The organism is Isoptericola chiayiensis, from assembly GCF_013149805.1.
Lineage (GTDB): Bacteria > Actinomycetota > Actinomycetes > Actinomycetales > Cellulomonadaceae > Isoptericola > Isoptericola chiayiensis.
Window position 1 is genome coordinate 429,843 of record NZ_JABEZT010000003.1, and the last position, 24,369, is coordinate 454,211.

Below are 24,369 nucleotides of genomic sequence, written 5' to 3' on the forward strand. Positions count from 1 at the left end.
CGCGCCTCAACGCGTCAGCTCGGTGCGGATCGTCGCCAGGGCCACCCGCAGGGCGGCGGTCGAGGGCGGGGCGTAGCCCAGCACGATCCCGTCGCACCGCAGCCCCGAGCCCTCGACGACGTAGTCCTGCAGGTCGCTGACCAGCACGCCCTGGTCCGCGAGGCGGGCGACGAGCCCGGCCGCCGGTCGTTCGAGCTCCAGGACCGCGTGCAGGCCGCCGTCCAGGGCACGGGTCCGGACGCCGGGGATGCCGGTGAACGCGTCGGCCACGAGACGACGCCGGTCCCGGTAGTCTCGTCGGCACCGAGCGACGTGCCGCCGCAGCGCCCCGGACGCCATCAGCTGCGCGAGCGCGTGCTGGACGACCGAGGCCACGGTGGCGCCCCGCCCCGACCGCGCGGCGAGGATCGCCTCCCCGGACGTGGTCCCGCCGTCGTGCTGCACGCCGCCGTCGCGACGGTCGGCAGGGGCGCTCGCGGGCAGCACCAGGTACCCGCACCGCAGCTGCGGGTCGAGAACCTTGGAGAACGACCCGACGTGGACCACGACGCCGCACTCGTCCAGGACGGCCAGCGCCGGCAGCGGAGAACCGCGATGGCGGAACTCGGAGTCGTAGTCGTCCTCGAGCACCAGGACGCCGCCGGCGGCGGCCCACCGCAGCAGCTCCAGGCGCCGCGCGACGGGCAGCGCGCCGCCGAGGGGGTACTGGTGGCTCGGCGTGACCATCACGGCGTCGAGCGGGGCGTCCACGTGCGCGGCGCGCAGGGCGTCGAGGTCTATGCCCTGATCGGTGACCGGTACCGGCACCACGACGCCGCCTGCCGCCGCCACCGCCCGGCGTCCGGCGCGGTAGCCGGGGTTCTCGACGGCGACCCGCGGTGCTCGGGCGGTGCTGCGTGCCAGCGCCTCGACGGTCAGTGTGACCGCCTCGGCGGTGCCCGCGGTGACCACGGCGCGGCGTGGGTCGGGCGCGAACCCGCGGCTCAGCGCGAGCTGGTTCGCGACCTGGCGACGGAGCTCCGGCTCGCCGACCGGGTCGGGGTAGCGGGCCTCGACGGGAAGGGCGGTCGCGTACCGCCACGCCCTGCGGCGCTCCCGGTCCGAGACCGCTGCGACGTTCGGGACCCCGGGCTGCAGGTCGACGACGGCGTGCGGGTGAGCGGGCAGTGTGGGGTGCGGTCGTGCGTCGTGGACGGAGGTGGGCTCGGCGGCCGGGACGCCGGTGAGAGTGGCGGCGACGCGCGGCACCGCGCCGTGGCGCAGGACCAGGTATCCCTCGCCGTCGAGCTGCTCGTAGGCGGCGGTCACCGTGCCGCGGGCCACTCCGAGCTCCGCGGCCAGGGCCCGGGTGGAGGGCACGGGGTCCCCCTCGCCGAGGCGGCCGTCGTGGACCATGCTCCTCACGAGGTCGGCGACCCGGGCGGTCTTGGTCGGCACGAGGTCAGTGTCGCACTGGACCGATCGAGTAGTGCAGCAGTGGACCATTCATTGATCCAGTGTGGTCCCTAGTCTCGGAGCGTGACGACCGAGACCTCTCCACCCGGCCCTTCGCTGACCGTCCGCCGCAAGCCGGACCGGCAGACCGACGACCCCGCCGTCCTCGACCGCATCCTGGCCGACGGGCGTCTCGCCCACGTGGCCCTCGTGCGCGACGGGCACCCGGTCGTGCTGCCGTTCCTGTACGGCGTCGGTGACCTCGGCGACGGGCTGGGGCGCCGACTGCTGCTGCACGGTTCCACGGGTGGCGGGCTGTTCCTCGACGCGGGGCACGAGGGCGTGCCCGTGTCCGTCGCGATCACCCACCTGGACGCACTCGTCTACGCCCGGTCGCTGAACGACAGCTCCGCGAACTACCGGTCCGCGATGATCGCCGGACGTGCCTCCGTGGTGCCCCGCGAGCGCCGCGCCAGGGCGCTCTGGTGCGTGGGTGACCACCTCATGCCCGGACGGCGCACCGAGGTCCGCGAGATGACACCCAAGGAGGTCGCTGCCACCCAGGTGCTCCAGGTTCCGCTCGACGCCGTCAGCGTCAAGGTCCGAGCGGGTGGCGTGGGGGACTCCCCGGACGACGGCGAGGACCACGGTGTGTGGGCCGGCGTCGTCCCGCTGACCACGACCACGGGGCCGCCGGAGCCGAGCCCGCTGTCCGAGGGGCTGCCTGTGCCCCCGTCGGTCGCACTGCGCTGAGCGAGTGCTTGGAGGAAACCTCCAAAGCGTGGTCTCAGACGTTGGACGCCCCGCCGGGGGGCAGATCCCGGGGTCCGCAACCTACGCTGGCGTAGGCTACGACAGCGTAGGTTGCCCGACCGGTCCTGGGGGATCGGCTCGGGACCAGCGCGCAGCCGGAGCAGCCCAGCCCCGTCCGGGGCCGCCAGCGAAGGAGATCGCGTGTCCGACCAGGTCACCGGCGGGTCCGACGTCGCCCCTGCCGACGTCGTCCCGCTCGTCCAGCTCGTCACCCCCACCGGGGAACGCGTCCACGAACCCGACAACCGGTACGCGGCCCGGGTCGCTCACCTGACCGGCGACGACCTGCGCGCGATGTACCGCGACATGGTCCTCACCCGGCGGTTCGACGACGAGGCCACCGCCCTGCAGCGTCAGGGCGAGCTCGGCCTGTACGCGCAGTCGGCCGGGCAGGAGGCCGCCCAGGTGGGTCCCGCCCACGCGCTGGCCGCCCAGGACATGGTGTTCCCCTCCTACCGCGAGCACGGCATCCTGCACGTGCGCGGCGTCGACCCCGTGGACCGGCTGAAGCTGTACCGCGGCGTCGACCACGGCGGCTGGGACCCGGCCGAGCACAACGTGCACCTCTACACGCTGGTGATCGGTTCCCACGTGCTGCACGCCACCGGATACGCCATGGGGATCCAGCGCGACGGCGCGGTCGGCACGGGCGACCCCGACCGGGACACCGCCGTCGTCGCCTGCTTCGGCGACGGCGCCACCAGCCAGGGCGACGTCAACGAGGCGCTGGTGTTCGCCGCCGTCAACGACGCGCCCGTGGTGTTCTGGTGCCAGAACAACCAGTGGGCGATCTCCGAGCCCACCACCCGCCAGTCCAGCGTCCCGCTGTACCGCCGCGGGGAGGGCTTCGGGGTGCCGAGCCTGCGGGTGGACGGCAACGACGCCCTGGCCTGCTACGCCGTGATGGCCGAGGCCCTCGAGCGCGCGCACGCCGGGCACGGCCCCACGTTCGTCGAGGCGTACACCTACCGGATGGGCGCCCACACCACCTCCGACGACCCGACGCGCTACCGCGAGCGCGCCGAGGAGGAGTACTGGCGCCAGCGCGACCCGATCGACCGGCTCGCCGCGCTGCTGCGGGCCGAGGGCCACTGGGACGCCGACTGGGCCGCCGGTGTCGACGCCGAGGCCGACGCCCTCGGCGAGACGCTGCGCGCCGGCGTGCGGGCGCTCGATGCGCCGCCGACCACCTCGATGTTCGAGAACGTCTACGCCACCGAGCACGCGCAGGTCGGCACCGAACGTCGGTGGTTCACCGACTACGAGGCCGAGACGGCCGGGACCGGGCAGCACGACACCGAGGAGACGGCCCGATGAGCACGCAGACGATGCCGCTGGCCAAGGCGATCACCGCCGGGCTGCGCGCCGCCCTCGACGCCGACGACTCGGTGATGCTGATGGGCGAGGACATCGGCCGGCTCGGCGGTGTCTTCCGGGTCACCGACGGGCTGCAGAAGGACTTCGGCGAGCACCGCGTCGTCGACACCCCGCTGGCCGAGTCGGGGATCGTGGGCACCGCGATCGGCCTGGCCATGCGCGGCTACCGGCCCGTCTGCGAGATCCAGTTCGACGGGTTCGTCTTCCCCGCCTACGACCAGATCACCACCCAGCTGTCCAAGATGCACTACCGCTCCGGCGGGCGCGTCCAGGTGCCCGTGGTCATCCGTATCCCATACGGCGGCGGGATCGGCGCCGTCGAGCACCACTCCGAGTCGCCCGAGGCGCTGTTCGCGCACACGGCCGGCCTGCGCGTGGTCTCCCCGGCCACCCCGCAGGACGCCTACGACATGATCCGGGCCGCCGTCGTCTCCCCGGACCCGGTCATCTTCCTCGAGCCCAAGGGCCGGTACTGGACCAAGGGCGAGGTCGACCTCGACAGCCCGGTGCCGGCGCTGTCCGACGGCGGCACCAGCGACCCGCTCGGCACGGCCCGGGTGGTGCGGCCGGGCACGGACGTCACCCTGGTCGCCTACGGTCCGACGGTCGCCACCGTGCTGTCCGCGGCCGAGGCGCTGGCCGCCGAGGGCACCAGCGCCGAGGTCGTCGACCTGCGGTCGGTGTCCCCGCTGGACGTGCCCACCGTGGCCGACTCGGTGCGCCGCACCGGACGCTGCGTCGTCGTGCACGAGGCGCCCACGTTCCTCGGGTCGGGCGCCGAGCTGGCGGCCCGCCTGAGCGAGGTTTGCTTCTACTCCCTCGAGTCGCCCGTGCTGCGGGTCGGCGGGTACCACGCCCCCTACCCGGTGGCGAAGCTCGAGCACGAGTACCTGCCGAGCGTCGACCGCGTCCTGGACGCCGTCGACCGCGCCCTGGCCCACTGACCCGTCCTGACCCGGAGGCTTGAGATGAGCACCCAGCGCTTCCCCCTGCCGGACGTCGGCGAGGGGCTGACCGAGGCCGAGATCGTCGAGTGGAAGGTCGCCGTCGGCGACACCGTCGCGGTCAACCAGGTGATCGTGGAGATCGAGACGGCCAAGTCCCTCGTGGAGCTGCCCTCCCCGTGGGCGGGCACCGTGACGGCGTTGCTCGCCGAGGAGGGCACCACCGTCGACGTCGGCGCACCGATCCTCGAGATCGGCGACGGCGCCGCCGGGGCCGGTGAGCCGGAGCCGACCGGATCGGGGTCCGCCGCGTCGGGGGCGGCCGCGTCGGAACCGGCCGCGACCGACGGCGAGTCGTCCGGGTCCGTGCTGGTCGGGTACGGCACGTCCGACGCCGGGGCGAGCGGTCGCCGTCGACGCCGCCGGGGAGCTGCCGACGCCGGTGCCGCGGCGCCGAGCGCTGCAGCACCTGCGGTGCCCGCGGCGCCGGAGGCCCCGGCAGCGCCCGAACCTCCGGCACCCGCCCCGACGCCGCAGCCGGCTCCGGCGCCCGAGCCCGAGCGGATCGCCCGGGCGATGGTCAGCGTGCCCGCGGCGTCCGCCCCGGAGGACGCGCCGTCGTCGTCCCGCGTGCGGGTGCTGGCCAAGCCTCCGGTGCGCAAGCTCGCGAAGGACCTCGGCGTCGACCTCGCCTCGGTGCATCCCACGGGACCGGGCGGGATCGTCACCCGCGAGGACGTGACCGCGCACGCCGCCTCGGCCGAGCCACGGGCCCTGGCCACCTACCCGGACGACGACCAGCCGTGGCTCGCGTCGGGCAGCGTCTCCGACGACGGCCGCACCACCCGCGTACCGGTCAAGAGCGTCCGCAAGCGCACCGCCGAGGCGATGGTGGCGAGCGCGTTCACCGCCCCGCACGTCACCGTCTTCCACACCGTCGACGTCACGCGGACCATGAAGCTCGTCGAACGGCTCAAGGGCGACCGGGACTTCGCCGACGTGCGGGTCACGCCGCTGCTGATAGCCGCCAAGGCCGCGCTGCTGGCGATCAAGCGGCACCCGGAGATCAACGCCGCGTGGGACGACGCCGCCCAGGAGATCGTCTACCACCACTACGTCAACCTGGGGATCGCCGCCGCCACGCCGCGCGGGCTCGTCGTCCCCAACGTCAAGGACGCCCACCGGCTCGAGCTGCTCGGCCTGGCCGAGGCCCTCGGGGAGCTCACCGCGACGGCGCGGGCCGGCCGGACCACGCCGGCCGCCATGTCGGGCGGCACGTTCACGATCACCAACGTGGGCGTGTTCGGCATCGACACCGGTACCCCGATCCTCAACCCGGGCGAGGCCGGCATCCTCGCGTTCGGGGCGATCCGGCAGCAGCCCTGGGTGCACCGGGGCAAGATCAAGCCGCGCTGGGTCACCCAGCTCGCGCTGAGCTTCGACCACCGTCTCGTCGACGGCGCGCTCGGCTCGCAGTTCCTCGCCGACGTCGCCAAGGTGCTGGAGGACCCCGCGCACGGGCTCGTCTGGGGCTGAGCCGCCGGATTACTTTCCCTCCCGCTGCCGAGATCGACGTACCCGTACCGAGATCGACGTACGGAACGTCGATCTCGGTACGGGTACGTCGATCTCGGCGGCAGGGGCGAGTGGGGCGGCGCGTGTCACACCCCGCCGGGACGGGACCGCGCCGCACGCCGCCTACCCTGGTGGACGTGACCGCGCCCGCCCGTCCGACGACCTCCCGCGCCGCGGCGACCGCACGTCGCCCCTGGTGGCTGGTCGCCGCCGGACCGGGCGCCGTCGTCGTCGCCGTGCTGGCCCTGCTCCTGGCGGGTATGTACTCCGACGCGTTCGCCCCGCTGGGCACGTTCTCCGACCCGGGCGCGCTGGTGCGCTGGGGGCTCCCGGTCAGCACCGTGCTGGCGGAGGTGAGCCTGTCGGTGACGTTCGGCGGGCTGTTCGCGGTCTCCTTCTGGCTCCCGCCGGGTCGGCAGCGCGACCGGGTGCTGTTCGTGGCGGGCTGGGCGTCGAGCGCCTGGGCGGTCGCCACGGTGGTCCAGCTCGTCCTCAACTACTCCTACGTCTCCGCAATCGCGCCGAGCGCCAGCAACTTCGGCCAGGGGCTGTGGCAGTTCGTCCAGGACGTCGAGCTGGGGCAGATCAGCGTGTGGACGATCGCCCTGGCGGCGGTGACCTCGGCGTTGGCACTGGGCGTGCGCGGGCCGGTGGGCGCCCTGTGGACGGCGCTGCTGCCGTTCGCGGCACTGGCCCTGCAGTCCACGACCGGGCACGCGGCCGGTGCCGTGAACCACGACCTGGCCGTCGGCGCGATGCTGCTGCACATCGGCCCGGCCGCCCTGTGGGTCGGCGGGCTGGCAGCGCTGCTCGTCGTCGTGCTCACGCGGTCCGACGGCGGCACGGGCGCGGGCAGCGGCGGTGCGCGCGGGCGAGCAGCCGCCTCGGACGGGCGGGAGGTCGCGGCGACGGCGGTGGCCCGCTTCTCCCCGGTGGCCGCCTGGTGCTTCGCCCTGGTGGGGATCTCCGGCGTGCTCAGCGCGCTGGTCCGGGTGGCGCACCTCGACGACCTGTTCACCCGGTACGGCGTGCTGCTGCAGGTCAAGATGCTGCTGCTGCTGGTGCTCGGCGCGCTGGGCTGGGCGCACCGCCGGTGGATCGTGGGCCGACTGACCCGCGATGCCGAGCCGGTGCGGCGGCTGTTCTGGCAGCTCCTCGCGGTCGAGGTGCTGGTCATCGGTGCGGTCTCGGGCGTCGCGGTGGGTCTCGGCTCGACCGCGCCGCCCGTCCCGGACGAGGTCCCGGTGGACGCCTCGCCCGCCTACCAGCTCACCGGCTACCCGCTGCCGCCCGAGAACACCGTGGACCGCTACTTCACCGAGTGGGCGTTCGACCCCCTGTTCACGGTCGCCTGCCTGGCCGGCATCGGCGTCTACGTGGCCTGGGTGCTGCGGCTGCGCCGGCGGGGGGACCGGTGGCCGGTGGGGCGCACGATCTCCTGGGTCGCCGGGCTGCTGGTCATGCTGTGGGTGACCAACGGCGGGCCCGCCGTGTACGGCCACGTGGTCTTCTCGGGGCACATGGTCCAGCACATGATCCTGGCCATGGTGATCCCGCTGCTCCTGGTCCTCGCGGCACCGGTGACGATGCTCCTGCGTGCCGTGCCGACCCGGAAGGACGGGTCGCGGGGACCGCGCGAGTGGGTGCTCGCGCTGGTGCACTCGCGCGTCGGGTCGTTCGTGGCCCGGCCGGTCGTGGCCGCCGTGATCTTCGCCGGCGGCATGATCGCCTTCTACTTCACGCCCGTGTTCGAGTGGGCGCTGAGCAACCACGCCGGCCACGTGTGGATGACGCTGCACTTCACGCTGGCGGGCTACCTGTTCGCCAACGCGCTCATCGGCATCGACCCCGGCCCGCAGCGCCCCCCGTACCCGCAGCGCCTGCTGCTGCTCTTCGGGACCATGGTGTTCCACGCGTTCTTCGGCGTGGTGCTCACCACGGGCACCTCCCTGCTGGTGGCGGACTGGTTCGGGAACATGGGCCGGCCGTGGGGGTTGTCCGCCATCGACGACCAGCAGCTCGGCGGCGCGATCGCCTGGGGCATCGGCGAGCTGCCCACGCTGGTGCTCGCCGTCGTCGTCGGTGTGCAGTGGTCGCGGTCCGACGAGCGCGAGGCGCGCCGCCGCGACCGCAAGGCCGAGCGGGACGACGACGCCGAGCTGCGCGCGTACAACGCGATGCTCGCCGAGATGGCTGAGCGCGACGGGTCGAGCCCCGGGCGGGACCCCCGCGACCCGCAGCGATGAGTTCGGCCGGGCACCGCCGTCGTACCTGGTGACGCCGCCCAGCAGCTCGGCAGGACGCGGCGCGGACCGGAAAGGTGACGCGATGTCGTTCCAGGCCTACCTCGACGCCGTCGAGAAGAAGACGGGCAGGACCCCGCGAGCGCTGCTCGAGGAGGCGACGGCCCACGGCTTCGGACCGGGGACCAGGGCGGCGCCGATCCTCGAGTGGCTGCAGGCCGACTACGGTCTCGGCCGCGGGCACGGCATGGCGATGGTGCACGTCATCACCAAGGGCCCGCAGATCGACGCCAAGCACGTCGGCAGCACGGGCACGCACCGGGACGCGTCGGACACCCTGTGGCTCGACGGCGCCGCGACCCGGCCCGCACCGGCGGGCTGAGGACCCCTCAGAACAGCCCGTCGAGCACCCGCGGCGCCAGGCCGAGCGCCGTCGTCGTGGCCAGGCCGTCCGCCACCGTCACCGTCCGCACCCCCGGCAGCGGGTCCGTCACCAGGAACGGCTCCCGCGGACCCGGACCCGGGGTCCGCACCACCTCCGGGACCGTCCAGCGGCCCAGCACCTCCAGGTCGCCGGCACCCAGCAGACCCGCGGCCTCCTCCAGCAGGAGCCCGTCCACCGCCTCCGACCGGCCCGGCTCGTCCGCCGGCGCCCGACCGTCACCCAGCACCAGCGAGCCGTCTGGCTGGGACACCAGGGTCACGTGCACGTCGGCGGCGAGCAGGTCCGGTCGGGTGCCGCGCAGGCGCTCGCGGACGTCACCCAGGGAGCGCGAGTGCGCGAACGCGTCGTCGCGCAGCAGCGTGCCCGGTCCCACGAGCACCGGGCCGTCGGGCCCGTGGTGCCCGCCGTCGTCCACCGGGGCGGCGACGCGCAGCAGCTGCCGGTCCACCGGCACCAGCCGTGACCCGACGTCCCAGAACAGGCGGCCGACGTGGTGCCCGACGGCGACCACCACCCGCTTGGCCACGACCTCGCCCCGGGTGGTGCGCACCAGGGTGCACCCGCTGCCGGCGTCGAAGGTCTGGGCGGTCGCCTGCCACGCCACGGACGCCTGGGGGCGGCCGTCGAGCCAGTCCGCGACGCCGACCAGCGCGGACACCGGGTGCAGCCGCAGGTCCAGCGGCAGCAGCGCCCCGCCGACGGTGTCGGTGGTCCCGGTGCGGTCCCGCACGCCGCGGGCGTCGAGCAGCTCGGCGTCGCCGGCGCGCGCCGCGACCAGGTCGTCCAGGACGGCGAGCTCGTCGGCGTGCCGCGCGACGACGACGGCCCCGGACTCGCGCACCCCGAACCCCGCCTCGCGGCCCAGCTTGAGCCAGCGTTCGCGGGCGGCCAGCGCGCAGGCCAGGGCGGTCGAGTCCTGGGTGGTGACGGCGATGTGCCCGCCCCGGCGGGCGGTGCCGCCGGCGGGCCGGGCGTCGGCGTCGACGACGAGCACGGACAGGCCGCGGGCGTTCGCCTCGACGGCGTGCGCGAGCCCCACCGCCCCGGCACCCACGACCACCAGATCGACCTTGGCGGGCAGGGGCGGCAGAGCGGTGTCGCGGTTCACGACCAGAATCTGCCTGAGCCCGGCAGGCCTGTTCAAGGCGGAGATGGCCGACCGACGAGGTGTTCGGGCACTGTTCACCTGGGGTTCGGCGGAGCGTTCCGTGGGCGTCGCACCGGACCTCGGAGGGGTGCCTTGTGGTAGACCCGAGCCATGACCCAGGATTCCTCCGCGCCCACCCCGCGCACGCCCTTCGACGACCTCGACGACTACATCGGGCTGGGCCGGCTCGGCGGCCTCGCGCTGAGCGGTGACGGTCGCCGCCTCGTGACGACCGTGCAGTCCCTCGACGCCGAGCGGACGGGTTACGTCTCGGCGCTGTGGGAGGTGGACCCGGCGGGCGAGCTCCCGGCCCGTCGCCTCACGCGCAGCGCGAAGGGCGAGGCCGCTGCCGTGTTCTCCGCGAGCGGAGACCTGCTGTTCACCTCGGCACGCCCGGACCCGGAGTCGTCCGGCAAGGACGAGCCGAAGGCGGCGCTGTGGTCGCTGCCGGCCGCCGGCGGGGAGGCCCGGGTGCTGGCGACGGCACCCGGCGGACTGGGCGGCATCCTCGCCGCCCGGGACGCCGACACCGTCTCGGTCGCGGCGTCGGTGCTGCCGTCCGCGGACGGCCTGGAGGCGGACGCCGCGCTGCGCGAGACCCGTGATGACCGCAAGGTGAACGCCATCTGGCACACCGGCTACCCGGTGCGGCACTGGGACCACGACCTGGGCCCGGACGCGCCGCGCCGGTTCGTGCTGGGCACGGACGAGGTGGCCGAGGGCGAGCGGGCCGACCTGCACCAGCTCACCGGTCCCGGCCCGCAGCTCGTGGAGCACGGCGCGGCGCTGTCCCCGGACGGGGCCACGCTGGTCACGACGTGGGCGGTCGCGGACCCGGGTGCCGCGCGCCGCGAGATCCTCGTGGCGATCGACACCGCCACCGGCGAGCGCCGCACGCTGGTCGACGACCCGGACGCCGAGATCGGCTCCCCGAAGGTCTCCCCGGACGGCCGGTGGGTCGCCTACGTCACCTCGACGATCACCACGCCGACCGACCCGCCCGTGGTGCGCGCGGGCCTCGTGGCCCTCGACGGGTCGGGCGCCCCCGAGGTGCTGGCCGACGACTGGGACCGCTGGCCGGGCTCCCTGACGTGGCTGCCGTCGTCGGACGGGCTGCTCGTCACGGCGGACGACGACGGTCGCGGCCCGGTCTTCCTGCTCACGTTCGACGGCGGTCCCGGCGAGGGGCCGGTGACCGTGGAGCGGGTGACCGCCGACGACGCCGTGCTCACGGACGTCTGCGTGGCGCCCGACGCCTCGGCGGTGTACGCGCTGCGCAGCTCCTACGCGGCGCCGGCCGAGCCCGTGCGGGTCGACCTGGCGGCGTTCGTCGCGTCCGGGCCTGCGGGGGAGCGCGAGCCGGTACCCGCCGTCGTGCTGCCGTCGCCGGCCGCGGCACCCGAGCTGCCGGGCTCCCTGACGGAGGTGGAGACCGTCGCCGCCGACGGGGCCCGTGTGCGGGCCTGGCTGGCGCTGCCCGCCGGTGCCTCGCCGTCGGACCCGGCGCCGCTGCTGCTGTGGATCCACGGCGGGCCGCTGGGCTCGTGGAACGCCTGGTCGTGGCGGTGGAACCCGTGGCTGATGGTGGCCCGCGGGTACGCCGTGCTGCTGCCGGACCCTGCGCTGTCGACCGGGTACGGGCAGGAGTTCGTCCGCCGCGGGTGGGGTGCCTGGGGCGACGCGCCGTTCACCGACCTCATGGCGATCACGGACGCCGCCGAGGCGCGCGACGACGTCGACGCCTCGCGGACGGCCGCGATGGGCGGCTCGTTCGGCGGGTACATGGCCAACTGGGTCGCCGGGCACACCGACCGGTTCCGCGCGATCGTCACGCACGCGTCGCTGTGGGCGCTGGACGGGTTCGGTCCCACCACGGACCACGCCTACTACTGGGGCCGTGAGATGACCCCGGAGATGAACGAAGCGCACAGCCCGCACCGGTTCGTCGGCGACATCCGCACCCCGATGCTGGTGATCCACGGCGACAAGGACTACCGGGTGCCGATCGGCGAGGGCCTGCGGCTGTGGCGCGAGCTGCTGGCCGACTCGGGGCTGCCGGCCGCCGACGACGGCACGACGGTGCACCGGTTCCTGTACTTCCCCGACGAGAACCACTGGATCCTGACCCCGCAGCACGCCAAGGTCTGGTACGCGGGGGTGCTGGCGTTCCTGGCCGAGCACGTCCTCGAGGTGCCGGACGGCGAGGGCGACCGGGTGCTGCCCGACGTGCTGGGCTGAGCTCCGGGCGGAGCGGTGTGCAGATGAGCGCGCCGCTCCGCTCATCTGTTACGCTCATGCTCCCGACCCGACGGAGCAAGGACGCGCCATGACCGCACTCACCGACGAGACCGTGGGCCGCCTGCCGGGCGCCGCCGGCGAAACGCTGACCGTCCCCGGCTATGACCGCAGCCGGTTGCGGGCGGGGATCGTGCACCTCGGGGTGGGCGGGTTCCACCGCGCCCACCAGGCGATGTACCTCGACGCGCTCATGGCGCGGGGTGAGGCCCTGGACTGGGGGATCTGCGGTGTGGGCGTGCTGCCGCACGACGCGCGGATGCGCGACGCGCTCATGGCGCAGGACGGGTTGTACACCCTGGTCCTGAAGCACCCGGACGGGACGCTCGACGGTCGCGTCGTCGGGTCGGTCGTGGACTTCCTGCTCGCCCCCGAGGACCCGGAGGCGGTCGTCGAGAAGATCGCATCGCCCGAGATCCGCATCGTCTCGCTGACCGTCACCGAGGGCGGCTACAACGTGCACCCCGTGACCGGGGAGTTCGACGACTCCGACCAGGCCGTGCAGGCCGACCTCGTCGACGGCGCCGTCCCTGCGACGTCGTTCGGCCTGGTCACCGAGGCGCTGAGGCGCCGGCGCGACCGGGGCTTGGGTCCGCTCACCGTGATGAGCTGCGACAACATCCAGGGCAACGGCGACGTCGCCCGCCGGATGTTCACCGCGTTCGCTCGGCTGAAGGACCCCGCGCTGGCCGCCTGGATCACCGAGTACGTCCCGTTCCCGAACTCCATGGTCGACCGCATCACACCGGTCACCACGGACGCGGACCGCGCCCTGGTCGCGGAACGGTTCGGGATCGACGACGCTTGGCCCGTCGTCGCCGAACCGTTCTGCCAGTGGGTCCTCGAGGACCGCTTCGCCGCGGGTCGGCCCCCGTTCGAGCAGGTCGGCGTCCAGGTCGTCGACGACGTCGAGCCCTACGAGCTCATGAAGCTCCGCCTGCTCAACGCCAGTCACCAGGCGCTCTGCTACCTCGGCTACCTCAGCGGGTACCGGTATGCGCACGAGGTCTGCCAGGACGAGGTGTTCGTGCGGTTCCTCCTCGACTACATGGAGCGCGAGGCGACGCCGACGCTGCAGGAGGTCCCCGGCATCGACCTCGACGACTACCGCCGCACGCTCGTCGAGCGGTTCGCCAACCCCGCCGTCCGCGACACGCTCGCCCGGCTGTGCGCCGAGTCCTCGGACCGGATCCCGAAGTGGCTCCTGCCGGTGGTGCGCCAGAACCTGGCCGCCGGGGGCGAGGTCCACCGGGCGGCAGCCGTCGTTGCTGCGTGGGCGCGCTACGACGAGGGGGTGGACGAGCAGGGCGCGGCGATCGAGATCGTCGACCGGCTGGCCGAACGGTTGCACGCCGCCGCCGCCTCCCAGCACGACGACCCCCTCGCGTTCCTGCGCGACCGCGAGCTGTTCGGCGACCTCGTGGACGACCGGCGGTTCACCGAGCACTACCTCGTGGCCCTGGCGGCGTTGCACGACGCCGGCGCGCACCGGCTCGTCGAGCGCCTTGCGGCCGGAGAGGTGCTCTGAGCCGCGGGTCTCAGGCGGGTCGCGGCGCGGCGGTGAGCCGTTCCAGCTCGACCGCTGCGCTGTCGTCCATGACGAGCACGGTCGCGATGCTGCCGACCGCGGCGGCGCGGAGGCCGACGGCTGCCTCCGCGCCGTAGCCGATCGCGACGACGTCCTGGGTGCGGACGAGCTGGTCGAGCGTGACGCCCACGACGCGGTCGTCCAGCGGGGTCCGCACCGGGTGTCCGTCGGCGTCGAAGAGGCGTCCCGAGCACTCGGCCACCGTGCCGCCTGCAGCGGCGGCCTCTCGCTCGGCGGCCGTGACCTGGGGGTAGACCGTCGAGCCTGTCGCGTTCCAGGCGCCGACGGCGACGACGGCGAGGTCGAGCGCGTCGGCACGGTCCAGGGCGGCGGCGATCTCCGGCTGCTGGCGCATGCCGACGGCGGTGGTCGGGTCGCCCACGAGCAACGGCGACCACACGGGCCAGGTCCGGACGCCGTCGATGCCCCGGAAGCGCTGGATGAGCTCGAGCGAGTTGCCGCTGCCGTCGACGGGCAGGGCGCCGACGAGCTGGACCACGTCGCAGGGGGGGAGGGTGCCGAGGAAGCGGACGGCCGTCTCGATGGTGCGGGACCACGACACGCCCACGGTCGAGCCGGCTCTCACGCGGGCCGCGATGACGCGCGCCAGCTCGCGGGCGAGTCCCTCGCGGGTGGTGTCGCGGTCGGTGCCGCGCGGCACGATGACGACCTCCTCGACGCCGAGCTCCTCGGCTAGCGCCCGGGCCCGTCCGGCGTCGAGGTGCGCGGGGGCGGCGATCTCGATGCGGACGACGCCGGCCTCCCGGGCCTCGGTGAGCAGGCGGGCTACCTGGAAGCGGGAGATCTCGCGGTTCTTGGCGATCTCGACCTTGGACAGGTTGTCCAGGTAGTAGTCGGTGCTCACCTCGACGAGGAGGCGTGCGTGCGCGGCGTCGTTCACGGGGGTCGTCGTCTCCCTGGGGGCGATCGGGCGCATGCATGAGCATGACGTCTTGCTCAGGTGAGCATATCCGACTACTCTCGCATCAGATGAGCGCAACAGAGCACTCGTCTGAGCATACCTCTCGACGTAAGGACAACGATGTTCGAGCCGCATCGCGTGCGACGGCGACCGAGGAGCGGTGGTGGACGGTTCCGCGCCGCCGCCGGGACCGTCGCGCTGACCCTGGGCCTCGGGGCCTGTGCCGGGGCCGGGGCCATCGGCGGCGACGGCGAGCAGATCGTCGTCGCCATCGTCTCCAACCCCCAGATGCAGGACGCGATCGCCCTGCAGGACCACTTCCGTGCCGAGCACCCCGGCGTCGACGTCCGGTTCGTCAGCCTCCCGGAGAACGAGGCCCGCGCCAAGATCACCGCCTCCGTCGCCACCGGCGGTGGCGAGTTCGACGTGGTCATGATCTCCAACTACGAGACGCCCATGTGGGCGGAGAACGGCTGGATCGAGAACCTCCAGCCGTACGCGGACGCCACCGACGGCTACGCGCCCGACGACTTCGTCCCGTCGGTCCGCGAGGCGCTGTCGGTGGACGGGGACCTCTACTCGGTGCCGTTCTACGGCGAGTCCTCGTTCCTCGCCTACCGCGCGGACCTCTTCGAGGCCGAGGGGCTCGAGATGCCGGAGCGGCCCACGTGGAGCGAAGTGCGCGAGCTCGCCGCCCAGCTCGACGACCCCGCGGACGACTTCTCCGGTGTGTGCCTGCGCGGCCTCGCCGGCTGGGGCGAGGTCATGGCGCCGTTGGACACGGTCATCAACACCCACGGCGGCAGCTGGTTCGACGAGGACTGGAATGCGACGCTCGACAGCCCGGAGGTCCGGCAGGCCGTTGAGACCTACGTCGACACCGTCCGGGAGTACGGCCAGCCCGGCGCGGCGACCTCGGGGTTCGGGGACTGCCTGACCCGGTTCTCCCAGGGCAACGCGGCCATGTGGTACGACGCGACCTCGATGGTCTCCAGCGTCGAGGACCCTGCTTCGTCCACCGTCGCCGGTGACGTCGGGTACGCGCCGGCGCCGGTGGCCGAGACCGACGCCGCGGGGTGGCTGTACTCGTGGTCGCTCGCGATCCCCTCGACGAGCGAGCACAAGGACGCGGCGTGGGACTTCGTCTCCTGGATGACGGACCCCGAGTACATCCGCCTCGTCGGCGAGGAACTGTCCTGGGAGCGCGTCCCACCGGGCAGCCGCCTCTCGACCTACGAGATCCCCGAGTACGCGGAGGTCTCCGAGGCCTACGCGGAGGCCACGCTCGCCTCGATGGGGGAGGCGACCCAGGACAACACGATGGTCCGGCCGGTCCCGTACCCCGGGATCCAGTTCGTCGGCATCCCCGAGTTCCAGGACCTCGGCACGCGCGTCGGTCAGCAGATGTCGGCGGCCATCGCGGGGCAGCAGAGCGTCGCCGAGGCGCTCGAGCAGTCGCAGCGCTACGCCGAGACCGTGGCCGAGACCTACCGCGACGGAGGTTCGTGATGACGACGACGACCGTGGGCCACGCGCAGAGCCTGCGCCGCGCCCAGAGCAGCCGGGCCGCGAGGGACCGACACACGCTGCCCCGGGCCGAGCGCTGGCGCCGTCGTGGCCCCCTGCTTCCGGCCCTGATCTTCACGATCGTGGTCACCCAGATCCCGTTCCTCGTGACGATCTGGTACTCGCTGCGCTCGCGGAACCTCCTCAACCCGGGCAGCGACCAGTTCGTGGGCCTGGCGAACTACGGCGACATCGTCCTGGACTCCACGTTCCGCCAGGCCGCCGTGAACTCGGTGGTCATCACGCTCGGGTGCGTCGTCGTGGCGATGGCGCTCGGCATCGGGCTCGCGCTGCTGCTCGACCGGTCGTTCCCCGGCCGCAGCGTGGCACGGACGCTGCTCATCACGCCGTTCCTGCTGATGCCCGTGGCGTCGTCGGTGCTCTGGTCGATGGCGATCCTCAACCCGACGTTCGGGCTGTTCAACTGGACGATCGGGCTGGTGGGCATCGACCCGGTGGACTGGACGTCGACGTTCCCCGTGCTGTCGATCGTCATGGCGCTGGTGTGGCAATGGACGCCGTTCATGATGCTGCTGGTCCTCGCCGGGCTGCAGGCGCAACCCAAGGACGTGCTCGAGGCAGCGCAGATGGACGGCGCCGGGCCGGGCCGGACCTTCGTCTCCATCACGCTGCCGCAACTGCGGCGCTACATCGAGCTCGGCCTGCTGCTGGGGATCATCTACGTGGTCAACACGTTCGACCAGATCTACCTCATGACCGCCGGCGGGCCCGGGACGGCCAGCGCCAACCTGCCCTTCTACATCTACCAGCGCGCCTTCCTCGGGTTCGACGTGGGGCAGGCCGCCGCGATGGGCGTGGTCGTCGTCATCGCCACGATCATCGTCGCCTCCGCCGCGCTGCGCCTCATCTTCCGCAGCTTCGACGTCAAGGAGTGAGCATGACCGCCACCGCACCCCCCCGTGACGCCGGCGCGCCGGCGGCCCGCGCCCCACGCCGCGACCCCGCGACGCGTCGCCGCTCCACGGGCATGCTGCTCACCACGCTGACCTGGATCCTCGCCGTCGGGTTCTTCTTCCCGGTGGCCTGGCTCGCGATGACCGCCTTCAAGCAGGAGGCCGAGGCGCAGTCCGACCCGCCGACGTTCTTCTTCACCCCGACGCTGGACCAGTTCCGGGCCGTCGTGGAGGGCGGTTCGGGCACCTACGTGCTCAACTCCGTCATCGCCACCGGGGTGTCGACCCTCCTGGTGCTGCTGCTCGGTATCCCCGCGGCGTATGCGCTGTCGATCCGTCCGGTCGAGAAGGTCAGCGACGTGCTGTTCTTCTTCATCTCCACCAAGATGCTGCCGGTTGTGGCGGTGATCGTGCCGATCTACGTGATCGCCGGCGAGATCCACGCCCTGGACAACATCTGGACCCTGGTCGTGCTCTACACCGCCATGAACCTGCCGCTGGCCGTGTGGATGATGCGGTCGTTCTTCCAGGAGGTCCCCGCCGAGGTGCTTGAGGCGGCCGCGATGGATGGCGCGGGGCTGCTCAAGACGCTGCGTTCGGTGCTCATGCCGATGGTGGCGCCGGGCATCGCCGCGACGGCGCTGATCTGCGTGATCTTCGCGTGGAACGAGTTCTTCTTCGCCCTGAACCTCACGGCGTCGCGGGCGGCGACGGTCCCGCTGTTCATCGTCTCGACGATGACCAGCGAGGGCCTGTTCCTGGCGCGGCTGTGCGCCGCGGCGCTGCTGGCCTCCCTGCCGGTGATCCTGGCGGGTTGGATAGCGCAGAAGCAGCTGGTCCGCGGGCTGTCGATGGGGGCGATCAAGTAGGACGGGCGGCCCGTCGTCCTGCCGCAGGTCAGCAGGGCTGGACGAGCAGGTCGACGACGGCCTGCAGCCGGGCGACGGGATGCTGCTCCGCCGGGGCGCCCAGCATGGCGGCACGGGTGCTGGACTCCGCGGAGTCCATGAGCAGGTCGACGGCCGTGGCCGTGTCGACGGCGAAGGTCAGGCCGAACCGTTCGAGCAGCGCCTCGATCGCCCGCATCACCTCGGCGCGCAGTCTCTGCTGCTCGGCCACGTAGCGGGTCGCGACCTCGGGCTCGCGCAGGGCGAGCAGCTCGAACTCGGCGTTCATCAGTGTCCACGCCCGGTGGCCCGCCTCGTCGAGTCCGACGGCGGCGACCAGCTCGGTGACGGCCTCGCGGAAGCCCTCGGCCGTGGCGACGGCCGAGGTGTCGATCTCCGCCGCGGCCCGCTCGAGCGCGTCGAGGTGGCGCCGGGCCTCGCGGTCGACGATCGCGTGGAAGAGCTCCTCCTTGGAGGCGAAGTTCGAGTAGAACGCGCCTCGGGTGAAGCCTGCGGCATCGCAGACGGCCTCGATCGACCCGCCGGCGATGCCGTGCTCGGCGAACACCTCGAAGGCGGCGTCGAGCAGCCGTTCGCGGGTGCGCTCGCGCCGGGACGAGCGCACGCTGGTGGTCTGCACCGGCAGTGCAGCGGTCACGGTGGCCTCCTCGGTGGCTCGTCGTCGGTCCGGTGTGCCTTCACTGTAGCCAATGCGCCGGTGTATCGGATACATTCATGCATCGGATACAGTGTCGTATCGGATCGCCCGTCGCGGGTCGGCACCGGCCGCCCGCTCCGCACACGACGCACACCGGGAGCCCGCTGTGTCCTCCGTCCTCTACTCCCTCGGCCACTGGGCCGCCGGCGCCCGCCGCCTCGTGGTCGTCGCCTGGGTCGGCGTCCTCGTGGTGGTCGGTGGTGCCGGAGCACTCGTCTACCAGGGCTTCGACAACTCGATCACCATCCCCGGGACGGAGTCCCAGCAGGCGCTCGACCAGCTCTCGGCGACGTTCCCCGAGGTCAGCGGCTCCTCCGCGCAGATCATCGTGGTCGCCCCCGAGGGCGGCACCATCGAGGACGACGACGTGCGCGACCCGGTCGAGGACGCCGCCGAGGACATCGAGGCGCTCGACGAGGTGCGCGTCGTGTCCACCCCCTACGACGAGATGCTGAGCGCCTCGGTCAGCGACGACGACCGCGCCACGATCCTGCAGGTCCAGCTCGACGGCGACGCCTTCTCCATCAGCGACGCCACCAAGGACGAGCTGCACGGCATCACCGACGAGCTCGCCGCGGCCCTGCCCGACGGCAGCCAGGCCTCGCTCGGCGGTGAGCTCTTCTCCACCGAGCTGCCCGCGCTGAGCATCGTCGAGGCGATCGGTGTGGTCGTGGCGCTGATCGTCCTGATGATCACGCTCGGTTCGTTCGTCGCCGCGGGGCTGCCGCTGGTGAACGCGCTGGTCGGCGTCGGCGTCTCGATGCTGCTGCTCCTGGCCGCCACCGTGTTCGGCCCCATCAACTCCACGACCCCGATGCTCGGGCTGATGCTCGGCCTCGCCGTCGGCATCGACTACGCGCTGTTCATCGTCTCGCGGCACCAGGAGCTGCTGCGCGAGGGTGTCGAGGTGCGCGAGTCCGTGGCCCGCGCCACCGCGACGGCCGGGTCCGCCGTCGTCTTCGCCGGGCTGACCGTGATGATCGCCCTGGTCGGCCTCAGCGTCGCCGGCATCCCGTTCCTGTCGATCATGGGTGTCGCCGCCGCCGTGTCCGTGGGCCTCGCCGTCGTCGTCTCCCTGACGCTGCTGCCCGCGCTGCTCGCCATGGCCGGGGACCGGCTGCGGCCCCGGCCGAAGAAGGCCCGCCGCGGCAAGCGGTCCGGGCAGGCGCCCGAGCCGGACGCCACCGGGCACGAGAACCGGTTCTTCGCCGGGTGGGTCAAAGCCGTCACCAAGAAGCCGATCGTGACGATCGTGCTGGTCGTGGTCGCCCTCGGGGCCCTGGCGTTCCCGGCGACGAACCTGCGCCTCGCGCTGCCCGACGCCGGCTACCTGCCGGAGGACAACGAGGCCCGCCAGACGTACGACCTGGTCGGCGAGTACTTCGGCGACGGGTTCAACGGCCCCCTGATCGTCACCGGGTCCATCATCGAGTCCACCGACCCGCTCGGTCTCATGGACGACCTCGCCGCCGAGATCGAGGACCTGCCCGGCGTCGCGGACGTGCCCATGGCCACCCCGAACCAGACCGCCGACACGGGCATCATTCAGGTGATCCCCGAGGGCGCCCCGGACTCCGAGGCGACCAAGGCGCTCGTGGCCGAGATCCGGGACATGGAGGACTACTGGCTCAGCGAGTACGGCGTCGAGCTCGCCGTCACCGGCTTCACCGCCGTCGGCATCGACGTGTCCGACAAGCTCGGCGAGGCGCTGCTCCCGTTCGGGTTCGTCGTCGTCGGCCTGTCGCTGCTGCTGCTCATGATGGTGTTCCGCTCCATCTGGGTGCCCGTCAAGGCCACCGTCGGGTTCCTGCTGAGCGTCGGGGCGGCGTTCGGTGCCGTCACGCTCGTGTTCGAGCACGGGCTGTTCGCCGACGCGCTGCACGTGACCAAGCTCGGCCCCGTCATCAGCTTCATGCCCATCATCCTCATGGGCGTGCTGTTCGGCCTGGCCATGGACTACGAGGTCTTCCTCGTCTCCCGCATCCGGGAGGACTTCGTCCACAACGGCCGCCGCGCCCGCCGCGCGGTGCTGACCGGGTTCCAGGGCGCCGCCAAGGTCGTCACGGCCGCCGCCGTCATCATGTTCTCCGTGTTCGTGGCGTTCGTGCCCGAGGGCGACATGACGCTCAAACCCATCGCGCTGGGGCTCGCCGTCGGCGTGGCCGTCGACGCCTTCGTGGTGCGGATGGTGCTGGTGCCCGCGGTGCTCGCCCTGCTCGGCGACCGGGCCTGGTGGATCCCGCGCTGGCTCGACCGCGCCCTGCCGACGTTCGACGTCGAGGGCGAGGGCATCGCCAAGGAGCTGCGGCTCGCGTCGTGGCCCGGTGAGCGCGCCGACGGCCGCGCCGACGCCGTCGTCGCCCACGAGGTCGAGGTCGCCGGACCGCGCGGCCCGGGCCTCGGGGAGCCGCCGCTCGTCGGCCCCTTCTCGGTGCGCGTGCTCGACGGTGGATCCCTCGCCGTGCACGGCGACGCCACCGCGCCCGTCAACACCCTGCTGCTGACCCTGGCGGGACGGGTGCACCCGGACGCCGGCGCGCTGAAGGTCGCCGGGTACGTCCTGCCGGAACGCGGCGGATCCGTCCGGGCCCGGGTCGCCGTCGTCGACGCCGTCACCGACCCCGCGGCCGACGCCGTGACCACCGCCGTGCGCGAGGGCGCCCGGATCGTCGTCGTCGACCGCACCGACGTCGTCGCCGACCGGACCGACCGGGAGGCCCTGGCCGAGGCGTTCGCCGCGGCGCACGCTGCCGGCGTCACCCTGCTGGTCGGCTCCACCGGCGTCGCGGTCACCGACCTGCTGCCCGACGGCAGCCCCGTGCTCGACGTGGGCGCCGGCTGGGGAGCACCCGTCCACCTGGGTGGTGGCGAGGTGCCGCCCCCGCCGCCCGACGACGAGGCCCACGCACCGCCGTCGCCCGCGGCGGACAGCGCCGACGGCACCGACAGCGCGGCGTCCGGGGACGAGTCCCGCGCCAACCCGAACACGACCCCCGAGGAGGTGCGGGCATGAACCGCGTCCGCCAGAACCCGTGGTCCGTCGCCGCGGTCGCCCTCCTGCCCGTGCTGGCGCTCGGCATCCTGCTGGCCGCGCTGTGGAACCCCGTCGACCGGCTGGACACCGTCCAGGCGGCGATCGTCAACAACGACGAGCCGGTCGAGGTGGACGGGCAGACCGTGCCCCTCGGCCGTCAGCTCGCCGCCGGGCTCGTCGGCGGCGCCGAGGACTCGGACGTGAACTACGACTGGACCCTCACCGACACCGAGCACGCCACCGACGGGCTGGCCGACGGCACCTACGCCGCCGTCGTCACCATTCCGGAGGGCTTCTCCGCGGCCGCGACGTCGTTCGGGTCCGAGGACCCGGCCGACGCCGAGCAGGCCACCATCGACATCTCCACCCCGGCGGGCGGTCGGGTCGTCGACGACGCCCTGGCCCGGATCGTGGCCACCACCGCGACGTCCGTCATGGGCTCGTCGCTGACCGAGACCTACGTGGACAACGTCCTGGTCGGCTTCAACGACCTCTCCGACGGCATCGGGGAGGCGGCCGACGGCGCGGACCAGCTCGCCGACGGCGTCGACCAGACCGCCTCGGGCGCCGACGAGCTCGCCGACGGCGCCGGCCAGTACGCCGACGGCGTCGACCAGTTCGCCGTCGGGCTCGACGAGGCCGCCTCGGGCGGCTTCCAGCTCGCCGACGGTGCGCAGCAGTACGCCGCCGGCGTGTCCGAGGCCGCCTCCGGGACGGACGCGCTGGTCTCCGGTGCCGACCAGCTCGCCGACGGCGTGGGTCAGGCCGCCGACGGCGGTCAACAGCTCGCCACGGGCGCCCAGCAGTACGCGGACGGGGTGGGCGAGGCCGCCGACGGCGCCGACGCGCTCGCCGACGGCGCGAACCAGGTCGCGGCCGGCGTGGCCGGGATCAGCGGTGGCATCCGCGAGAGCGCCGACGGGGCCGACGACCTCGCCGACGGCGGGTACGAGCTCGCCGACGGGGCCGACGAGGTCGCCGGCGGCGTGCAGCAGCTGGCCGACCAGGCCGGGCAGATCAACGAGCAGATCCCCTCGGAGGAGGACATCCAGGCGGGGATCGACGAGATCGCGGCGGGCTACGAGCAGAACGCGGCCGAGGTGACCGCGGCCCTCGACGAGGCCGCCGCCGCGCTCGGGTGCGAGACCACGCCCGACAGCGCCGCCTGCCTCCAGCTCGAGGAGATCCGCGCCGCGCTGGCCAGCCTGTCCGGTGACGTCACCGGCGAGTTCGACGAGGTCACCAGCGCGCTCCTGAGCGCCCGCGGGCAGGTCACGGAGCTCGCCGACGGCACGGCGCAGCTCGCCGCCGGCGCCGAGCAGGTCGCGACGGGTACCCGCGGCATCGCCGACGGCAACGCCGAGCTCGGCGACGGGCTCCGGGAGCTCGCCGCCGGCAACGACCAGGTCGCCGCCGGGGCCGACGGCGTCGCGTCCGGTGCGACGGACCTGGCCGGCGGCATCGACCAGCTCGACGCCGGCGCCAGCGAGCTCGCGACGGGCGTGTCCGGGTTCGCGGACGGCGTCGGGCAGCTCGACGCCGGCGCCACCGGTCTCGCGTCCGGCGTCGACCAGTTCGCCGCCGGGGTGGACCAGCTCGACGCCGGGGCCAGCGAGCTCGCGACGGGCGTGTCTGGGTTCGCGGACGGCGTCGGGCAGCTCGACGCCGGCGCCGGGGAGCTCGTGAGCGGAGCGGACGGGCTCGCCGACGGGTCCCAGGGTCTGGCCGACGGCGTCGACCAGCTCTCCGACGGTGCGACCGACCTGGCCGGCGGTCTGGACGAGGCGGCGTCGGGCATCCCGACCTACTCGGACAGCGAGCGCGAGAACCTCTCCGGCGTCGTCGCCGACCCGGTCGCCGCGCCCGGGGTGGACGATCTGTCCACCGGGGCCACCGGACCGCTGTTCGCCGTCGTCGCCCTGTGGCTCGGGGCGCTCGGCCTGCTGACGGTCTACCCGCCCGTGGCCGCCCGTGCCCTGGGTTCGACGCGCTCCTCGCTGCGGCTCACGCTGGGCGCACTGGCGGTGCCCGCCGCGATCGGCACGGGGACCGGTGCCGCCGTCGGCGCGATCCTGGCGGGCGTCGAGGGCCTGTCCCTCGGCGGCTGGCTCGGTGCGATCGTGGTCGGAGCGCTGGTGTCCGTGTGCTTCGTGGCCGCGCACCTCGGCTTCCTGGCCTGGCTGGGCAACGTCGGGCGCGGGATCAGCCTGCTGATGGCGGTGCTGCTCATCGGGACCGGCGTGGTGGCCACCGTGCCGGACGTGCTGGTCGCCGTGGCCGACTTCCTGCCGACCGGTGCGGCGCAGTCGGCGCTGTCCGCCGTCGTCTTGTCCGGTGTCGGTGGCCTGGCCGGTGCGATCACCGTGCTGGTCCTGTGGACGCTCGCGGGGATCGGGCTGGGCGTCGGGGCCGCGGCGCGGGCGCGTCGCACCCGGGTCGCGGCGCTGCTGCGCACCTGACCTGCGCC

Annotated in this window: 17 protein-coding genes; 13 read left to right on the plus strand and 4 right to left on the minus strand. The window is 73.5% G+C overall.

Annotated features, from left to right (window positions below; translation table 11 throughout):
* Positions 1-6: 6 nt before the first annotated feature.
* On the minus strand, positions 7-1,437 hold the full coding sequence (gene pdxR, locus HDG68_RS08280; protein WP_172151005.1) for a MocR-like pyridoxine biosynthesis transcription factor PdxR: 1,431 nt from the start codon (positions 1,435-1,437) through the stop codon (positions 7-9).
* Positions 1,438-1,518: 81 nt separating this feature from the next.
* On the opposite strand from pdxR, the gene HDG68_RS08285 reads away from it, so the two are divergent.
* The 6 genes from HDG68_RS08285 to HDG68_RS08310 all read left to right on the plus strand — a co-directional run bounded on the left by HDG68_RS08285 (position 1,519) and on the right by HDG68_RS08310 (position 8,768).
* Positions 1,519-2,187, plus strand: coding sequence for a pyridoxamine 5'-phosphate oxidase family protein (locus tag HDG68_RS08285; protein WP_172151007.1), 669 nt, complete (start codon positions 1,519-1,521; stop codon positions 2,185-2,187).
* A 201-nt stretch (positions 2,188-2,388) separates the two neighbouring features.
* Positions 2,389-3,564: a pyruvate dehydrogenase (acetyl-transferring) E1 component subunit alpha gene (pdhA, locus tag HDG68_RS08290; RefSeq protein WP_172151009.1), complete on the plus strand. Its 1,176-nt coding sequence runs from the start codon at positions 2,389-2,391 to the stop codon at positions 3,562-3,564.
* On the plus strand, positions 3,561-4,568 hold the full coding sequence (locus HDG68_RS08295) for an alpha-ketoacid dehydrogenase subunit beta (protein ID WP_172151011.1): 1,008 nt from the start codon (positions 3,561-3,563) through the stop codon (positions 4,566-4,568). Before pdhA ends, HDG68_RS08295 begins: the two co-directional genes overlap by 4 nt.
* A gap of 24 nt (positions 4,569-4,592) precedes the next feature.
* Positions 4,593-6,104 (plus strand): dihydrolipoamide acetyltransferase family protein, encoded by a 1,512-nt coding sequence (locus HDG68_RS08300; protein WP_172151013.1) that lies wholly within the window; start codon positions 4,593-4,595, stop codon positions 6,102-6,104.
* 176 nt (positions 6,105-6,280) lie between these two features.
* Complete coding sequence (locus tag HDG68_RS08305; RefSeq protein WP_343037492.1) at positions 6,281-8,389, plus strand: bifunctional copper resistance protein CopD/cytochrome c oxidase assembly protein; 2,109 nt, start codon at positions 6,281-6,283, stop codon at positions 8,387-8,389.
* 82 nt (positions 8,390-8,471) lie between these two features.
* Positions 8,472-8,768, plus strand: a complete 297-nt coding sequence (locus HDG68_RS08310; RefSeq protein WP_172151015.1) for a DUF4287 domain-containing protein — start codon at positions 8,472-8,474, stop codon at positions 8,766-8,768.
* 7 nt (positions 8,769-8,775) lie between these two features.
* On the opposite strand, the gene HDG68_RS08315 is transcribed toward HDG68_RS08310, so the two are convergent.
* Positions 8,776-9,939, minus strand: coding sequence for an FAD-dependent oxidoreductase (locus tag HDG68_RS08315; RefSeq protein ID WP_172151017.1), 1,164 nt, complete (start codon positions 9,937-9,939; stop codon positions 8,776-8,778).
* 150 nt (positions 9,940-10,089) lie between these two features.
* On the opposite strand from HDG68_RS08315, the gene HDG68_RS08320 reads away from it, so the two are divergent.
* A complete protein-coding gene (locus tag HDG68_RS08320) occupies positions 10,090-12,216 on the plus strand; it encodes a S9 family peptidase (RefSeq protein ID WP_172151019.1) in 2,127 nt (708 codons plus the stop codon).
* Between the two features lie 88 nt (positions 12,217-12,304).
* Entirely contained in the window at positions 12,305-13,801 is a 1,497-nt protein-coding gene (locus HDG68_RS08325) for a mannitol dehydrogenase family protein (protein ID WP_172151021.1), read from the plus strand.
* 10 nt (positions 13,802-13,811) lie between these two features.
* On the opposite strand, the gene HDG68_RS08330 is transcribed toward HDG68_RS08325, so the two are convergent.
* Positions 13,812-14,762, minus strand: coding sequence for a sugar-binding transcriptional regulator (locus HDG68_RS08330; protein ID WP_343037493.1), 951 nt, complete (start codon positions 14,760-14,762; stop codon positions 13,812-13,814).
* Between the two features lie 141 nt (positions 14,763-14,903).
* On the opposite strand from HDG68_RS08330, the gene HDG68_RS08335 reads away from it, so the two are divergent.
* From HDG68_RS08335 to HDG68_RS08345, 3 genes are read left to right on the plus strand one after another with little or no spacing between them, the layout of a single operon-like run.
* Complete coding sequence (locus tag HDG68_RS08335) at positions 14,904-16,292, plus strand: ABC transporter substrate-binding protein (protein ID WP_172151025.1); 1,389 nt, start codon at positions 14,904-14,906, stop codon at positions 16,290-16,292.
* Positions 16,292-17,245 carry a carbohydrate ABC transporter permease gene (locus HDG68_RS08340; protein WP_172151027.1) on the plus strand — a complete coding sequence of 318 codons (954 nt, stop codon included), beginning with the start codon at positions 16,292-16,294 and terminating at the stop codon, positions 17,243-17,245. The genes HDG68_RS08335 and HDG68_RS08340 overlap by 1 nt, the downstream gene beginning before the upstream one ends.
* A 2-nt stretch (positions 17,246-17,247) precedes the next feature.
* Positions 17,248-18,132 (plus strand): carbohydrate ABC transporter permease, encoded by an 885-nt coding sequence (locus HDG68_RS08345; RefSeq protein ID WP_172151029.1) that lies wholly within the window; start codon positions 17,248-17,250, stop codon positions 18,130-18,132.
* A gap of 28 nt (positions 18,133-18,160) precedes the next feature.
* Here HDG68_RS08345 and HDG68_RS08350 read toward each other — a convergent pair whose 3' ends face one another.
* A complete protein-coding gene (locus tag HDG68_RS08350) occupies positions 18,161-18,808 on the minus strand; it encodes a TetR/AcrR family transcriptional regulator (protein ID WP_343037494.1) in 648 nt (215 codons plus the stop codon).
* 166 nt (positions 18,809-18,974) lie between these two features.
* Here HDG68_RS08350 and HDG68_RS08355 point away from each other — a divergent pair, with 166 nt between their 5' ends.
* Together HDG68_RS08355 and HDG68_RS08360 are read left to right on the plus strand one after the other, a co-directional pair.
* A complete protein-coding gene (locus HDG68_RS08355; protein ID WP_172151031.1) occupies positions 18,975-21,881 on the plus strand; it encodes an efflux RND transporter permease subunit in 2,907 nt (968 codons plus the stop codon).
* Positions 21,878-24,361 (plus strand): YhgE/Pip domain-containing protein, encoded by a 2,484-nt coding sequence (locus HDG68_RS08360; protein WP_172151033.1) that lies wholly within the window; start codon positions 21,878-21,880, stop codon positions 24,359-24,361. Before HDG68_RS08355 ends, HDG68_RS08360 begins: the two co-directional genes overlap by 4 nt.
* Positions 24,362-24,369: the final 8 nt, after the last annotated feature.

Excerpts from the sequence above, each read along its gene's own strand:
- HDG68_RS08325 (WP_172151021.1), top strand. The coding sequence starts at position 12,305 with ATGACCGCACTCACCGACGAGACCGTGGGCCGCCTGCCGGGCGCCGCC.
- HDG68_RS08320 (WP_172151019.1), top strand. The coding sequence starts at position 10,090 with ATGACCCAGGATTCCTCCGCGCCCACCCCGCGCACGCCCTTCGACGAC.
- HDG68_RS08335 (WP_172151025.1), top strand. The coding sequence starts at position 14,904 with ATGTTCGAGCCGCATCGCGTGCGACGGCGACCGAGGAGCGGTGGTGGA.
- HDG68_RS08340 (WP_172151027.1), top strand. The coding sequence starts at position 16,292 with ATGACGACGACGACCGTGGGCCACGCGCAGAGCCTGCGCCGCGCCCAG.
- HDG68_RS08295 (WP_172151011.1), top strand. The coding sequence starts at position 3,561 with ATGAGCACGCAGACGATGCCGCTGGCCAAGGCGATCACCGCCGGGCTG.
- HDG68_RS08310 (WP_172151015.1), top strand. The coding sequence starts at position 8,472 with ATGTCGTTCCAGGCCTACCTCGACGCCGTCGAGAAGAAGACGGGCAGG.
- HDG68_RS08345 (WP_172151029.1), top strand. The coding sequence starts at position 17,248 with ATGACCGCCACCGCACCCCCCCGTGACGCCGGCGCGCCGGCGGCCCGC.
- HDG68_RS08300 (WP_172151013.1), top strand. The coding sequence starts at position 4,593 with ATGAGCACCCAGCGCTTCCCCCTGCCGGACGTCGGCGAGGGGCTGACC.
- HDG68_RS08360 (WP_172151033.1), top strand. The coding sequence starts at position 21,878 with ATGAACCGCGTCCGCCAGAACCCGTGGTCCGTCGCCGCGGTCGCCCTC.